This is a genomic window from Arthrobacter sp. 05L417 (assembly GCF_056397865.1).
This window is the reverse complement of sequence record NZ_JBFTOG010000064.1, coordinates 1-15,105: the sequence shown is the minus strand read 5'-3', so window position 1 is coordinate 15,105 and position 15,105 is coordinate 1. Positions and strand designations below refer to the sequence as shown.

Sequence of the window (15,105 nt, the reverse complement as noted above, 5' to 3'; positions counted from 1 at the left end):
GGTTGCGTCCCGCTGAGTGGTGGAGTTTTCTCGACACCGTGCGGGTCAGTGATCTGATTATGCTGCAGTGAGTTCGGGGAGCAAAATCCCTTCTTTTACTGGTTCGGTCGTCGTGGTGTTCATGGCTTTGAGCTCGGCCATGGAGGCTTCGGAGAGGTAGCGGCGGTCTCCGGCTTCCCATTCGTCGTGTTGCTCGACGAGGACGGCGCCGGCGAGCCGGAGCAGGGCTGCCGGGTTAGGGAAGACCCCGACAACATCGGTGCGTCTCTTGATTTCTTTATTGACCCGCTCCATTGGGTTCGTGGACCAGACCTGGCGCCAATGCTTGGCCGGGAATCCGGCGAACGCGAGCACGTCCTCACGGGCGTCGTGGAGCATCGCGGCGACCTTCGGGTGGGACTTGCCCAGCATGCGGGCGACCTCATCGAACTGGGTGTTCACGTGCCCGGCGTCGGGCTGGGCGAACACGGTGCGGATGATCGAGGCGACCATCTCCTGGGAGCCCTTCGGCACGGTCGAGAGCACGTTGCGCATGAAGTGGACCCGGCAGCGCTGCCAGGCCGCGCCTTGGAACACCGTATCGATGGCTTTCTTCAACCCGGTGTGCGCGTCGGAGATGACCAACTTCACCCCGTCCAGTCCGCGGGTCTTCAGCGACCGCAGGAACGCGGTCCAGAACCCCTCGTTCTCGCTGTCGCCGACGTCGAAGCCCAGGACTTCCCTGCGCCCGTCGGCGGCGACGCCGAACGCGACCACGACGGCCTGGGACACGACCCGGTGATTCACCCGGGCCTTGCAGTAGGTGGCGTCCAGGAACACATACGGGTAGTCCATCGCGGCGAGGTTCCGGTCCCGGAACGCACCGACTTCCTGGTCCAGGTCCGCGCAGATCCGGGACACTTCGGATTTGGAGATCCCGACGTCCGCGCCCAGCGCCTTGACCAGGTCATCGACCTTGCGGGTGGAGACCCCGTGCAGGTAGGCCTCCATCACAACCGCGTACAAGGCCTGGTCCACGCGCCGGCGGCGCTCCAGCAGGGCCGGGAAGAACGACCCGGTCCGCAGTTTCGGGATCTTCAGGCTCAGGTCCCCGGCCGTGGTGCTTAACGTCCGGGGCCGGGTCCCGTTGCGCTGGGTGGTGCAGCAGGGCAGACTGGTCTAGAGCCATCGTGTGTTTGTGTCTTTCCGTGAGTTCTTTGATCGGTACTCACTGACCATCGCACGATGGCTCACTGCGTTGCCGGGCAACGCGCTACCGCGGCAGAACTACACCACCCCACGGGACGCAACCTGGCGGCTCTCCGTGGTTCGTGGTGAAACGGATTCCGTGTCTTGAAAGCTGAAGGGCTCGTAGCCCTGCTGTGATGGATGTTCTCTACGCATTCATCAAGAGTCAGGAGCTACGAGCCTTGATCGAGCCTACTTCCCCGCGCCCCGATGCTGCCACCGCCCTCTTCAATCTGCCCGACTACCGCGTCACCGATACCGACATCCTCGCCTTCGGGCAGCGGCGGGTCCGCGTCGAAGCCACCGCCGAGGCCGGCTGCCCGTGCTGCGGCGTCGTCAGCACCCGTGTGCATTCACGCCGGCTCCAACGCCTGCGCGACATCCCTGTCGCCGGCCCGGTCGAAGTGATCTGGTCCAAGCGGAGATTCTTCTGCGATGAGTATCTGTGCCCTCGGCGGACGAACCGTGAAGAGCCAGTTTGCCTAGGCTGAACACCGAAAGAATGCCGGCATCGGCCAGGTCGGCGGCCAGGCCGTGGCGATCCTGGAACTGCTTGACGCTCGGGATGATGGTCGCTGCACTCGGCCTTGTTGCCTTCGAAGCAGCCGATCTCCAGTGGGAACCCACACCGGTCCATGACCGGACCGACGTCCATCTATGGGTCGACGTGACCCGTGAACCAAGTCATGTGGCGCGAAACCTTTAGCTTGAACGCTTATATCGCGCGGGTTGGGCGCATTTTGGAGTCTCTTCCGAATGAGATGGAGCGCCGATAGTCGCGCCTTGATCCCACGGTTGCTCCCATGCGCATGGACTGTCGCTTATGCAAGAGTCGAAACCCAGATTACAGCCAGCCCTATCAACACGGATCCGAGCACGGTTGCCATTAGTTTGTCCTTCAGGGATATGAGGAGCAATGTTGAGGTCGCAGCGTCAACACCCGCATAGGCGCAGAGAAGAACCACTAGTTGGAATGCAGGCATGTGGACCGACCAGAGAGCGAACGCGACGACAACCGGAACGGCAATAATAGTCACTCGAGATGCGCTCGGCTTGAGAAAGCGAAAGGACATACGCTGTGCCGCGCCAGCGGCTGCCGACGAAAGAGACCACAGCCCGAGACAAATCGCTGGAACTGTCAGGTCTGGAAGGAAGAGGGCAACTCCACCGATTCCGACTGCGGAAATTACAGTGAGCCCCGCAACAAGCACACGAAGAAACCTGCGTCCTGCTGACGGTGAGTTGATGTTCTGATGAACCAAGATCGGCATTACGGAGTTTACGAGCGTAGCGCTCGCTGACCCGACCACCTTGACTGCCAGGTTAAGGAGAGTGACCGCGGATGGCGGAAGCAAGACTGCCAGGGACTGCAGCAGCACCAGACCAATGTATCCAATGCCGGCTTTGCCCAGGAACCAGTAAGGTGCGGTCGACCTTCCAGACTTTGATCGAGGCGCCCTTCTTAGAACTTCATCCCCGACGCGAAGCCTGCTCATCACGACGAGCAGCGTCCCATTTCCGAGAACCAGACCAATCAACATCAGCACGACTGCAGTAGTGGCGTCAGCTATCGGTAAAAGAAGGGTCATCATCGCGAGCCCATTGGCAGGCAAGGCAACACCTGATATCCAGCGAGGGTTCCCCTCAGCTTCGGCTGTTACGGCGCGAAACCAGACACGAGCCTGAAGTCCGGCGTTCAAGAACGATCCGATCGCTATCGGCAGGAGCGCAAAACCGGACCGTCCGCTTGCGTACAGCCAGGCGGCGCCCGCAAGGATGAGCGAGCAGCACAGCAAGGGCGTTAGCCAACGTACCCTCTTCATGGCAGTTCGAGTGATCTTTTCCTCGTTGAGCAGGAGAGGATACATCATGCCTACGACGACAATCTGGATGGGCAGCATTCCCATGTTGAAGAGGTAGAAGTAGGCATCTGTCGCCTCGTTTGCCCCGACACGCCACAACAGCAGTGCGAGTTGTGCTAAACCGATGGCCTGAGAACCGAGCGAGAGCGCCGGTCCCCGCGCAAAGGTCCTTAGGACTGATGAAACCTTCTGCTGACTCTGTAAGAGCTCGGTACCGACGTTCATTTCCCCCCTACCGGCTCCGGAGTACACGCCGCAGTGCGGGCGGACTTCAGATAACTACTAGACAGTTCGAATGGGCTGTCTAATGACGTTCAGTCTTCGCCAACGGGAAGCTTTGTGCCTGGCGTTTGTCGTCCGCCAACACGGTGGCATCGAAATCCGACTCCGGGACGGGTGTGCTTCCACGATCCGGACTGGACTGTGTCTTCCCGCGTTGGCGACTGCTCGACGACCGTTCGGGCTTCGGTTTCTCGTCGTGACTGTAATATCCGTAGGCGTACGCATCGGGACCCTTTGAAGGCAATCTGTTTAGCACGACACCAAGAATGTTGGATCCAACCATTTCGAGGGCGCTAAGTGCTTTTTGCAGGTCGTTCTGGCGAAGTTTTTGTGACCCGACGACGACCACAACACCACCGACATGCTGAGACAGAACTGTTGCATCCGTGACCGGTAGCAATGGCGGAGCGTCGATAATGACATGATCGAATGCCTGCTCTAGGCGATGAATTAGCTGACGCATTTCTTGGGACCCAAGTAATTCGCTCGGGTTCGGAGGAATCTGACCTGATGACAGGACATACAGATCGTCGTCCCCCCAGGGCTGGAGTAGATCGTTCACATCGGCGTCACCAACCAATGCTGTTGTCAAACCGGCGTTACGGTCTAAACCAAGGTATTCATTGACCATGGGGCGGCGAAGATCCGCGTCGACGAGACACACCAAGTGCCCCGCCTGTGAGAGAGCGATCGCGAGATTTGTCGCGGTCGTGCTTTTGCCCTCACCGGGAAGGGCCGACGTCATTAGGACAGTCTTTGCCTGGCCGGAGACGTTCGCGAACTGCAAGTTCGTCCTGAGCTGCCGGAAAGACTCGGCCCGTGGACCCTGCGGACCGGACTGTGTGAGCAGGGGCTTCTTCACGGCGTCCTGATCGAAGGTTATCCCCCCAAGAAGCGGCGCGCTTGTCACATGTCGGAGGTCAGCTTCGCCTCTAATCCGGTTGTCAAGAGCCTTCCTCAGGACAGCTGCCGCGACCCCTAAGACGAGCCCACCGACCAATCCGAGGAGCAGGTAAAGTCGTGTGTTTGGCGCCGATGGTGATTCCGGGGCCACCGCTGGCTTGATGATCGAGAGGCTGACCGGAGACGTACCGCCAGTTTTGGGCTTTTCAAGTGTGTCTACGGCCTTGATCAGACTGTTCGAGACTGCCTGGGCGATGGCTGCGGCTTGAACCGCCGAACCGTCTTTTACGGAGATGTTAATCAGAACCGTGTTCACATCTGTGGAAGCGGTAACTTCGTTTGCCAATTCCTGAGATGACATTCCCAGACCCAAGGCATCGATTGCCGGCTGGAGAACTATCGGCGAGTCCACCGTTTTTACATACGATTGAACTCGCGCTTGACTGAATGTGTTACCCTGCTGCAGCTCTTGAACTGTGCCTGAATTTTGAATCGCCACGAACAATTGGGTATCAGCGGTATATACCGGTTTGGATAAAGCTGAAAAAACTCCGCTTCCCAAAAGACCAACAAGCGTAACGGCGGCGATGACCATCCAGTCATGGCGAATAATGCGTAAATAGTCGCGTAGATCCAAACCGAGGTCTCCCCTGTGTCCTTGACTGGGACCTGCACGTAGCATCCCCCAGAACGGCAGTATTCGTGCGGTCCACGCCAGTGTACCGTCTGCGGCGGCTATTGACATTGTGTGAACATCTTTTGCGAGCTCATGCTTAGGGTTACTCCCGCCTGGGTGACCTGCGCGTCGCTATGGTTGAGAGGGTGTTGATTTCGACAAATGCACCGGAGACTGCTTGGTTGACGGAGTCGGTATCGGCGCTGCGCCAGTCTGCTCACCACCGAAAGAATGCCTCAATGACTCACCAAGCCCAACAACGGCTGGTGCTGGAACCTGCAACTCAGGTAAGTCGGTTCGTTCTGAACATGCACCTTCGGTGAAAGTTCAGAAAGATTCCTTACCGGATTTGACGAGTGGTCGATACTAATTGCCGGGGAGAGTTCGGCAACATCAAATGGAGGACGCTTTGCCCGGCTACGTGGACATCAACCCTCATCGGAAGACTACTCCGAACCCATTCAAGTACGGGGGGCTCCTCTTGTTGATGTGCCTCACCGCAGCAGTGGTCTACCTAGCCCTATCCCGGTAGCCCTCAGATGTCCCTAGAAGACTATGTCGAAGGCCTGGCAACCATGCTGGCCGCACTTGCAATCGTCGGAGCAACCGGAATGCTGGTCCTCGCCCTTCGGAAGCGGGGAAAGAGCGAGCGGAGTCGTCCGTCTTGCTGCGCTTCCCCGATGACGTGCGTCTGTCCGACGACCTAGATTGTGAGGCCGATGGGGGCGAACAAAAGATCCCAGAGGCCGCGCCAACCACGCAAACTCCTACCGCGTATCCAGATCCTCAAAAACCAGGAACGTTTGCGTGTCCAGCACGCCTGGCATCGACTGCAGTCGGTCGAAAATGACCCTGCGCAGGTGAATGTTGTCGGTGGCGCGGACCAGCAGGATGACGTCAAAATCTCCGCCCACCAGGGCGATGTGTTGTACCTCCGGAATGAGCCGTAGCTCTTCACGGAGTTCGCGCCACGAGTGCTGCTGCACCTTGAGTGTGACGTAGGCCGATGACTTCAAGCCGGCCTTGATGGGGTCCACCAGTGCGGTGAACTTGGTGAGCACCCCTTCACCCGTCAGTCGGGAGATTCTCGAGTACGCATGCGCGCGACTGATGTGGACGTTCTCCGCCACTTGGGTGACTGACATGCGGCCGTCCCGAGTCAGCTCGGCAATGATGTCCCTGTCCACTTGGTCAAGAGGAACCTCTGCCTGATCCGCTTCCACCTCGGCCATCGCATCTCCAATTCGTCCACAGCGTGGGCCCGTTAGCCAGCTCACATTTGCAATTTGTCTTCCAGACTAGAGCTTTCCTGCAAGCTTTTCCATGATTCTGCCCAGAGCTGGATACGAAACTTCTCCAAGGAACATACTGGTGACAAATAGTGGATACAGAAGGACGGACCAATGACGATCTCCGCAGACCATGAGGCCCAAGGTCTGGCTGACGCTCGGCCGGACGATACCCAAGCAAACGACCAAGCGTCCGAAGTGCGGCGCAAGTTCGGCATCAGCGTGGAAGACTACATGCTGCCGGCCCGCCATCAGATCCAGATGGTCGATCCTTCGGGCGTGCTCAAGCCCGAAGCTGAACAGGGCACGGAACCGGGCCACGAATATCCCATCCCCGGTGACGCCGAACTCATGGCAGCGTACGAACAGCTCGTCGTCGGACGCCGCGTCAATGACCAGAACTCCGCCCTCGTCCGGCAGGGCCGCATGGCCGTTTACCCGTCCAGCCACGGACAGGAAGCGTGCCAGGTAGCGGCCGCCCTGTGCCTTCGCGAAGGCGACTGGCTGTTCCCCACTTACCGTGACGCAGTGGCGGTCATGTCCCGCGGAGTGGACCCGGTGGAGACCATGACCATCTTTCGCGGCGACTGGCACGGCGGCTACGACCCCACCAAGCACAAGGTCGGCATCCAGTGCACACCACTCACAACGCAGCTGCTGCACGCCGTTGGAGTTGCCCATGCCGCCAAACTGCGCGGCGAGGACACTGTGGTTTTGGCGATGTGCGGCGACGGTGCCACCAGTGAGGGGGACTTCCACGAAGCCCTCAACTTCGCAGCCGTCTTCCACCTGCCCGTGATCTTCTTCGTGCAGAACAACAAGTACGCCATCTCGGTGCCCCTGAGTCACCAGTCCGTGGCGCCCTCACTGGCACACAAGGCCGTTGGCTATGGCATGGCCGGTGAACGCGTTGACGGCAACGACCTGGTCGCGCTCCTCGCCGTGCTGGATCGAGCCGTGAAACTCGCCCGCGAAGGCTCTGGCCCGCTCCTAATCGAGGCCCACACCTACCGCATGCAGGCCCACACCAACGCTGACGACGCCACCCGCTACCGAGAGGACAGCGAAGTAGCTGAATGGACCGCCAAGGACCCCATCAGCCGCATGACGGCGTACCTCACCGGCCGTGGATTGCTCGACAACGACGGTTCCAGCCGGATATCAGCAAAGGCCGAATCCGTTGCCTCGCAGCTTCGCGAAGGCCTGGGGGAGGATGTCCCCGTAGACCCGCAAAATCTCTTCCGCTACGTCTTCTCCACACCCACACCACAACTTAAAGAGCAGTCCGCCCTGCTCGCCGATGAACTCGCCCGTGAGGCATCCAGCCAGAAGGAGGCAGGCAAATGAGCCCCGCCGTCACCACATCCTCTGACGCCACCGAGCGCGCCGCAACAGGCGACGTCAGTTCCGCTACCGCAAGCGCCGCAGCCAGCGCGGCAGCAGTAGCCGAAGCCTCCGGTCCCCAGACCATCACCATGGCCAAAGCCCTCAACACCGCGATGGCGGACGCCATGGAGGCCGACGCTTCGGTTCTGGTGTTCGGTGAAGACGTTGGCCGGTTGGGTGGCGTCTTCCGGATCACCGACGGCCTGATGGCCACTTTCGGAGAACAACGGTGCTTCGACACCCCGCTGGCAGAGTCCGGCATCGTGGGCATGGCCGTAGGTATGGCCATGAACGGAATGCGTCCCGTGATTGAGATGCAGTTCGACGCCTTCGCTTACCCGGCCTTCGAACAGATCGTCAGCCATGTGGCAAAGATGCATAATCGCACCAAGGGCGCCGTGAAGCTGCCCATGGTCATCCGTGTGCCTTACGCAGGTGGCATCGGCGGCGTGGAGCACCACTGTGACTCGTCCGAGTCCTACTACGCCCACACCGCGGGTCTGAAGGTCTACACGCCCGCGACCGTGGCCGACGGCTACCGCATGCTCCGCGAGGCCATCGATTCCGACGATCCCGTCATGTTCATGGAACCGAAAAAGCTCTACTGGTCCAAAGACCAGGTGGACCTGGGCGCACTGCGGGCCGAACACGCCGCGAACACCGCGAAGGGATCCAGCAGCGAGGGGCACGCCGCCGTCGCGCGTCCCGGCACTGATGCGACGCTCATCGCCTACGGACCCTCGGTCCCGACCGCACTCGCCGCCGCGGCCGCAGCAGCTGAAGAGGGCCGCTCCCTTGAAGTGATCGATGTCCGCTCAATCGTGCCCTTCGATGACGAAACCGTGTGCGCGTCGGTGCGCAAGACCGGCCGCGCTGTGGTCATCGCCGAGGCTCACGGCTTCGCGTCCGTGTCCTCCGAAATTGTCGCCCGGGTGCAGGAGCGCTGCTTCCACTACCTGGCCGCGCCCATCCGCCGGGTCACCGGCTTCGATGTCCCATACCCGGCTCCGAAGCTGGAGCACTACTACTTGCCAAGCGTCGACCGCATCCTCGACGCCGTAGACGACCTTCAATGGGAGAACTGACCATGAGCGCAGACATGCAAGTGTTCCTGCTTCCGGACCTGGGCGAAGGCCTCACCGAGGCTGAACTCGTCAACTGGCTTGTGGCCGTGGGCGACGAGATTCGCGTGGACCAGCCGATCGCCGAGGTTGAGACCGCCAAGTCCATGGTGGAGGTGCCCTCGCCGTACGCAGGGATCGTCGCCGTGCTGCATGGCGAAGCCGGCCAGACGCTCGATGTCGGGAAGCCACTGATCTCGGTGGCTCCTGTTGGTGCTTCGGTCGCGGCTGAGCCTGCGGTTGCGGAAGAGGCCGGACCCGAGGAAGTTGTTTCCGAGGCACCCGTTGCGTCCGCAGCTGCCGAGGCTTACCGGATCGAAGAGAAAGCCGGATCCGGGAACGTCCTCATTGGCTACGGAACATCCGGAGGTGGTGAGGCTCGGCGCACTCGGCCGCGGAAGGCTCCGGCTTCCGCTGCACCCGTAGTGCCAGGGCCTGACTTTGCCGAACTTGCGTTGTCCCGTACGCGGATTCCGGGGAAGCTTTCTGCGGTGATTTCCCCATTGGTGCGGAAGATGGCCCGGGACCATGGGGTCTCTTTGGATGCTGTGCCTGGTTCGGGGGAGAGCGGGCTCATCCTGCGTCGCGACATTGAGGCCGCGATCGGAGGGGCTTCGCGCGAGACGACGCCCGTTGAGGCGCCCGCCGTTGTCCAGCCTTCCACCGGTGTCCAGGATGCCCGTACCGGCTTGTCAGTCACTTCGCGCACTCCGGTCCGTGGGATACGAAAGGCTGTAGCGGCGAACATGACCCGCAGCCGGTCCGAGATCCCTGAGGCAACCGTCTGGGTAGACGTTGACGCCACTGCGCTGCTTGAGATGCGAGCCGAACTCAAGAAGCGCGATCCGCACGGAGCTCCCGGACTACTCGCGTTCATCGCTCGTTTTGTCACCGCTGGGCTAAAAAAATTCCCCGAGCTGAACACCCGGTTTGTTACGGCGGAGGATTCGGCCGGCGGCGAAATGCAAGAGATTATCGCATTCGACGGCATCAACCTTGGCTTCGCCGCGCAGACGGACCGCGGACTCGTGGTTCCGTCCGTCCGCAACGCCCACCTGTTGAACGCCCGCGAACTCGATGCCGAAATCCGCCGGCTCACCACGGTCGCCCGTGAGGGCAAGGCAACACCGACGGAGTTGGGCAGTGGCACCTTCACTCTGAACAACTACGGTGTGTTCGGCGTGGACGGTTCCGCCGCGATCATCAACTATCCCGAGGTAGCGATGCTGGGCGTGGGCCGCATCATTGACAAGCCCTGGGTGGTGGACGGCCAGTTGGCTGTCCGCAAGGTCACCGAGCTGACGTTGGCGTTCGATCACCGGGTTTGTGATGGGGAAACGGCTGCGGGGTTCCTGAGGTACGTCGCGGACGCGATCGAGAACCTGGGGACGGTACTTGCGGATTTGTAGACGATGGCTATGTCGGTTTGCTACCCGAGCGATTGGAATGTTCACATTGGGCCTGCCCGCCTACTTGGCGAGCAGATGCGTGTCAAGGCAGTGGCGACGTAATCATTGTTCCTTGAATGTCGGGCCTGCGTTCAAGACCCAACATGAGCATGGACGGCCCAAGGCTTCAGCGCGTTAATATGTGGCCCGACGACATATTAGTCACCTATCGAGTCTTATCGACCCCTTATACTCATCTGCATCTGGGTCACCAACTTGGGGGTAAAAATGGCCGGCAATCAGCGTGATCGTTTTTATGGACTGGATGCGCTTCGTGGCGTCGCCATCCTTTTAGTCCTCTTGCGCCACTCGTGGCCAGAGACATTCGGGGGTGCCGGGATAGTTGGTGTTGTCGTGTTCTTCGCCCTGAGCGGGTATCTGATCACCCAGTTACTCATGCGGGATATCGATGAGTTTGGTCGCGTCAGGTATGGGCGCTTCTACCGGCACCGCGCGTTCCGTCTGATCCCGGCCCTGGTGTTCATGCTCGCAGGGTTCGCTGTCATCGAGGGCGTGTGGAATATTCTCGGTGACCGCGTGGAGATTGTTCGCTCGGTGATCGTTGGAATGACGTACACCATGAACATTCCCGGGTTCGGGCACGGCAGTGACGCGCTGAGCCACTTATGGACACTGGCAACTGAGGAGCAGTTCTACCTCGTATGGCCTGCACTGCTTCTGCTTGGCATGAAGCGTTGGGGGCCCCGCAAAACAGTGGCGATTGCCACGGCTGGCGTCCTTGCACTTTGCGCCGCCACGATATGGGTGGCCCATGCGGAAGTCATCAAGGTCTACACCTTGCCAACGTCATGGGCCTCGGCGATGCTAATAGGCGCTTGGGCGCGCATAGAGCACGAGAAACTTTCACAATGGTTCTCGGCGATTAGCTATAGTCGGGTGCTGGCTGCCGTTTCCGCCACTGCCCTCGGTGCGCTTTGCTTCGTCCCAGAGCCGAAATCATGGCCTGTGACGTATCTTGTTGGTGGTCCGCTGATCGCATTGTGCACAGTGGTGCTGGTGTTCGCGTTTGCAGGGAAGAGCGGCCCGCCCCCACTGGCCGTGAAGCCTCTTGTTGGGCTGGGTGCTATCTCCTATGCGGCTTACCTTTGGAACTATCCGATCTCCAAGTGGGTCGAGAACGACTGGCTTGTAATCGTCTTGACGCTGGTTGCTGCGGTAGTTAGCTGGCTTCTTATTGAAAAGCCCGCCCAAAACTTTCGTAGGCATCTTGAGAAGCGTCTTGCCCGGAAGGAGTCAGTTCTTTTCTGAAGCCTCGTCGAGTTTCTTCCGAAGTTCATGGTTCGCTTGTGTGAGCAAGTTAACCTGAGTGTAAAGCTCGCTGATGAGAGCGAGGATTGCGTCCGGGTTCATTAGATCGCCCTCCAGTTGGTTCCGTTTGAGATGAACATTTTTCCTGTCCCGGCGGCCATAGCAAGAGTGGCAGAGCCGTCGATGTTGTTGGATGCCGTTGCAACGGTGACCACGCCAGTGCTGGCGTTCTTGACCCAGTAGGTACGCCCGGACATTGAGGGAGCCGACGGGCTCGGAAGCGTGACTTTGGATACGGCAGTGGTGCAGACCACTGAATCGCTGGCTGTGACGGTGGTATCGGCGGATACTTCGCGGAACTTTGTTTTGGTGCCGCCAGTGATGAACCAGTTTCCGGACTGATCAAGTGTCGCGTACTGGGCAATGCCTACTTTTGTGAAGGCGATGATGCCGTTTTCATTCGCGATGGCGAAGTTTGTCCCGTTCTGCGACATTTCAATACCCACGGTGCCGTTGGAGCGCTTGCCGGCATACACTCCATCGGCGACGCCGGCGCCGCTGATTCCGGGCGTGAGGCCGGCGAAGAACGCCGGTCCGTCGAACTGCGCGAGGCCTTTGAATCGGGCCGACCATTTGTTGACGCCGCCCGTTGGGGCTTCGAAGTAGGCCGCGTAGGCGTTGATGATTGCGCCGCCGACGTTGTCCACAGGGCCTCGGGCGTAGTGGCCGTAGGCATTCGTGACAGTCGCGCCTATGGCCGATGCCTCCACGTTGGCCACCGTTTCAAGGCCCATGAACGTTCCGAGAGTTGCGCCTGGAGTGTAGAGGTGCGCCTCAGAGGTCTGCGCGTAGACGGCAGTTACCCCTGCTAGGTCGCCGACTTGGTTGCCGGTCTTCATGAAAACGACTTCACCGAAAATCACCGTGGGGTCGGCGACACCGTAGCCGGCTTCGTTCGCGAACCCGCCCTTGAAGATGATGTTGTTGACGAAGCCGACCTTGTTGCCGCCGTAGGTGGTGTTATCCAGGGTCCTGCCGTCGATCACAACATTGAACTGTGTCGGCTGACGAGGGTCCGCGGCAAGGCCTGTGTTGTTACCGAACACGTTGAGGCCCTGAAACCACTTATTGCCCGTGACCTGCTGGATCGGGCGGCCACCGATGGTCTTGTCATTTGAACTGGCAGTGCGGGTCACCGTTATGGCGGAAAGGTCTGGAAGCTGCGAAGTGGGGATTTTTGCCGCGGCGTCCAAAGCTGCCACACCTGAAGGGGCACCAATTTCAGCCACGGGAACGTAAATGTCCGCGGTGGCGGCCTGGGCGCTACTGGCACCAAGAGCCGCGACGGCGGAAGCGCCAGTGAACGCAGCCATCAGGGTCCCAAAGCTGAGCAGCCCACGCCGCTTCACTCCGGCATCCAAGGGGGACACCCGCTGATCTTTCTTGCCATTCTCGTTAGCCATGCCTAGAAGTTAATTCGTTGGAACGACCCAGAACACCGTGGACGTTACGTGCTTTTGGTTAACTAGTACTCGGGTGGTTCGCAAGACTACTCGTGGGGACAGAGTTCCCAGACCGGTGGGTGGTGGCTGGCAGGTCTTGAGTGCCCTTTATGATGGGGGCATGAAACGTTGGGGAACCCGCACGCTTACGGTGAGCTTTTACATCTTTGCGGGAGCCGCGGTTCTGCTGGTGGGAGCGTGTGCCAGTATCGCTTACAACCCGATGCTCACTCTTGGTGTCATTGGTGCCGTACTCGCAACAATGGTCTTCTGGATGGTGCCAACAGACAGAATCGCCGGTTTTTCCGGTTCTGCAGCCGTCGTGATTCTTGTGCTGATCCCGGTACAAAACATTGCCGCCTACGGGAACCTGAAGTACATAACCCTTGGAGCCGTTGCGGCCCTGGTTGTTATTACTTGGGCGCGGCGGTTCAGATCACTGGCTGGCAGGCCCAAAGGACTTTGGTTATTCCTCGTATATTTTGGCCTATTGGCCGCAGCCACCCCCAGATCCATCGAGCCAAGTTCATTTTCGCTTCTGCTGGGAGTCGTGATTGCCGGGCTAGGGCCGGCACTCCTGTTCGCGATGATGAATCGCGCTGAACGCAAGGGCTCGATAAATTTCGTTGTGGCCATAGCCGCGCTCGAAGCGGCGTACTCCCTTTTTGAATTGGCAACCCACCCGAGCCCCATATGGGGTTATGCGAGCGTCACGGCCTCGGGTGACCCTAGCATCATGTACAACCAGATCGTGAGCGGTCTGATCCGCTCGCAGGGAACGTTGGCACATCCCCTCCCGTTGGCGCTCCTGTTGCTAGTTGCACTTGCTCTGCTAGTCAGGGGCGCTGGCCCTAAAAATGGTTTACTGAAAGTTTGTACCGGAGTCCTGTTATTTGCTGGGTGCTTCGCTGCCGGTAGTAGGTCCGCCCTAGCGGTGGCGACAGTTTTGGTCTTCTTGGGAGTTGGGAAGCGTTTGTGGAAGGCTCTCGTTGTTGGCATTCCCCTGCTCACCATCGTGGTCCTCATAGCGATTTGCGCGGGATTCTTGGAGTCGGACGTCTATCGTCGTTTCATCGAATCTTCATCCCTCAGCCACCGCGGCGGGGCCGTCGACGCGGTCCCTGGCCTCCTGCACAATCAAGACCTTCTAGCAACGGTTTTTGGCAACGGATATTTTTCCGCATACCAGTTGTTCCGGGCCGGTTTGTTGCAGGTCGGCGACTTCTTCGCTGTTGACAACCAGTTCGTCATGACGTTAGCCGAGGGAGGCCTAATCACCCTTGCCGTATTGGTGACTCTCATCCTGCTTGCGCTCAAGAGGATCCATCGGTCCTACCGGCTTGGACTCTTGTCGGTCGTTGTCTTCTTCGTCAGCTTTGATGTTCTATCTTGGCCGTCTGGGATTGCGCTCTTCGGCGTGTTTTTGGGTTTGGCATTCTCAGCCCCCGCCGTTAGTTCGCCTGTGCTTGCTGCGGCTGAGACCTCCGATCTTGTGCCGGCTAAATTCGGCAGTCCCACTGAGGACGGCTCCGGATATCCGGCCGAGGTACCCGTTCGTACAACTTAGGGTAACAACCAGAGAGTACAGGCCAGAACCGCGCACATTGATGCCCGCATATGAGTCTTCTTCGATGATGGCGACGGAGGATACATAACCTGAGTTCCTCCAACGCTGAATGCCGCCCAGTGATTGCTCGGAAGTGATGGCGTAGCCATTCCCCCGTCAGTACCTGTGAGCCCGATCAGATCAAGATCCCAAGTGCCCGTATCGAGCAACATTCAATGGGAGAGGGGCCGGCGCTTGGCAGCCGAACTTTCTGAGTACCAAAGCAAAATCGCCACAAGACTCACGTGCGACAACCCAAACGGGCATGCATCCCTTCAAAAGCGTTCAGCACCGCCGTTGTGGACGAGCAGTTAATTCGCGGGCGCTGAGCTGCTTGGAAAACTCGATCGACATCGTCTATTGGCCCTGTTCCTTGTACTTTGCCTCGGTTTCGGCCTTCTGCGGGCGCCACCATGCTTCGTTGTCGCGGTACCACTTGATGGTGTCTTCGATGCCGGCCTCGAAGTTGGAGAACTCGGGCTTCCAGTCCAGCTCGGTGCGCAGCTTCGTGGAGTCGATCGCGTAGCGCAGGTC

10 protein-coding genes and 3 pseudogenes are annotated in these 15,105 nt (G+C 59.6%); 6 read left to right on the top strand and 7 right to left on the bottom strand.

The features are described 5' to 3' along the window. Nucleotides 1-57: 57 nt before the first annotated feature. Nucleotides 58-1,140, bottom strand: a pseudogene (locus AC1DJW_RS25890) (IS256 family transposase); the annotation flags it as partial. 224 nt (nucleotides 1,141-1,364) lie between these two features. Here AC1DJW_RS25890 and AC1DJW_RS25885 point away from each other — a divergent pair. Further along, nucleotides 1,365-1,718 (top strand): transposase family protein, encoded by a 354-nt coding sequence (locus tag AC1DJW_RS25885; protein ID WP_476902882.1) that lies wholly within the window; start codon nucleotides 1,365-1,367, stop codon nucleotides 1,716-1,718. On the opposite strand, the pseudogene AC1DJW_RS25880 reads toward AC1DJW_RS25885, so the two are convergent. From AC1DJW_RS25880 to AC1DJW_RS25865, 4 genes and pseudogenes are all read right to left on the bottom strand, one after another. Then, nucleotides 1,702-1,876: pseudogene (locus AC1DJW_RS25880) on the bottom strand (IS1634 family transposase); the annotation flags it as partial. The gene AC1DJW_RS25885 and the pseudogene AC1DJW_RS25880 sit on opposite strands and share 17 nt — an antisense overlap. Nucleotides 1,877-2,048: 172 nt before the next feature. After that, a complete protein-coding gene (locus AC1DJW_RS25875; RefSeq protein ID WP_476902881.1) occupies nucleotides 2,049-3,314 on the bottom strand; it encodes a hypothetical protein in 1,266 nt (421 codons plus the stop codon). A gap of 79 nt (nucleotides 3,315-3,393) precedes the next feature. Next, nucleotides 3,394-4,911 (bottom strand): tyrosine-protein kinase domain-containing protein, encoded by a 1,518-nt coding sequence (locus AC1DJW_RS25870; protein WP_476902880.1) that lies wholly within the window; start codon nucleotides 4,909-4,911, stop codon nucleotides 3,394-3,396. A gap of 806 nt (nucleotides 4,912-5,717) precedes the next feature. Beyond that, the gene (locus AC1DJW_RS25865) at nucleotides 5,718-6,182 is read right to left on the bottom strand and encodes an Lrp/AsnC family transcriptional regulator (protein ID WP_476902879.1); all 465 of its coding nucleotides are present in this window, start codon (nucleotides 6,180-6,182) and stop codon (nucleotides 5,718-5,720) included. 171 nt (nucleotides 6,183-6,353) lie between these two features. On the opposite strand from AC1DJW_RS25865, the gene AC1DJW_RS25860 reads away from it, so the two are divergent. From AC1DJW_RS25860 to AC1DJW_RS25845, 4 genes are all read left to right on the top strand, one after another. After that, nucleotides 6,354-7,586, top strand: coding sequence for a thiamine pyrophosphate-dependent dehydrogenase E1 component subunit alpha (locus tag AC1DJW_RS25860; RefSeq protein WP_476902878.1), 1,233 nt, complete (start codon nucleotides 6,354-6,356; stop codon nucleotides 7,584-7,586). Beyond that, nucleotides 7,583-8,710: an alpha-ketoacid dehydrogenase subunit beta gene (locus AC1DJW_RS25855; RefSeq protein WP_476902877.1), complete on the top strand. Its 1,128-nt coding sequence runs from the start codon at nucleotides 7,583-7,585 to the stop codon at nucleotides 8,708-8,710. Before AC1DJW_RS25860 ends, AC1DJW_RS25855 begins: the two co-directional genes overlap by 4 nt. A 2-nt stretch (nucleotides 8,711-8,712) precedes the next feature. After that, nucleotides 8,713-10,155: a dihydrolipoamide acetyltransferase family protein gene (locus tag AC1DJW_RS25850; protein ID WP_476902876.1), complete on the top strand. Its 1,443-nt coding sequence runs from the start codon at nucleotides 8,713-8,715 to the stop codon at nucleotides 10,153-10,155. A 267-nt stretch (nucleotides 10,156-10,422) separates the two neighbouring features. Next, nucleotides 10,423-11,463 (top strand): acyltransferase family protein, encoded by a 1,041-nt coding sequence (locus tag AC1DJW_RS25845; protein ID WP_476902875.1) that lies wholly within the window; start codon nucleotides 10,423-10,425, stop codon nucleotides 11,461-11,463. A 101-nt stretch (nucleotides 11,464-11,564) separates the two neighbouring features. On the opposite strand, the gene AC1DJW_RS25840 is transcribed toward AC1DJW_RS25845, so the two are convergent. Further along, entirely contained in the window at nucleotides 11,565-12,926 is a 1,362-nt protein-coding gene (locus tag AC1DJW_RS25840) for a hypothetical protein (RefSeq protein ID WP_476902874.1), read from the bottom strand. Between the two features lie 160 nt (nucleotides 12,927-13,086). Here AC1DJW_RS25840 and AC1DJW_RS25835 point away from each other — a divergent pair, with 160 nt between their 5' ends. Then, on the top strand, nucleotides 13,087-14,532 hold the full coding sequence (locus tag AC1DJW_RS25835; protein ID WP_476902873.1) for a hypothetical protein: 1,446 nt from the start codon (nucleotides 13,087-13,089) through the stop codon (nucleotides 14,530-14,532). Nucleotides 14,533-14,928: 396 nt separating this feature from the next. Here the strand turns inward: AC1DJW_RS25835 and AC1DJW_RS25830 are convergent. Beyond that, nucleotides 14,929-15,105: pseudogene (locus AC1DJW_RS25830) on the bottom strand (dTDP-glucose 4,6-dehydratase); the annotation flags it as partial.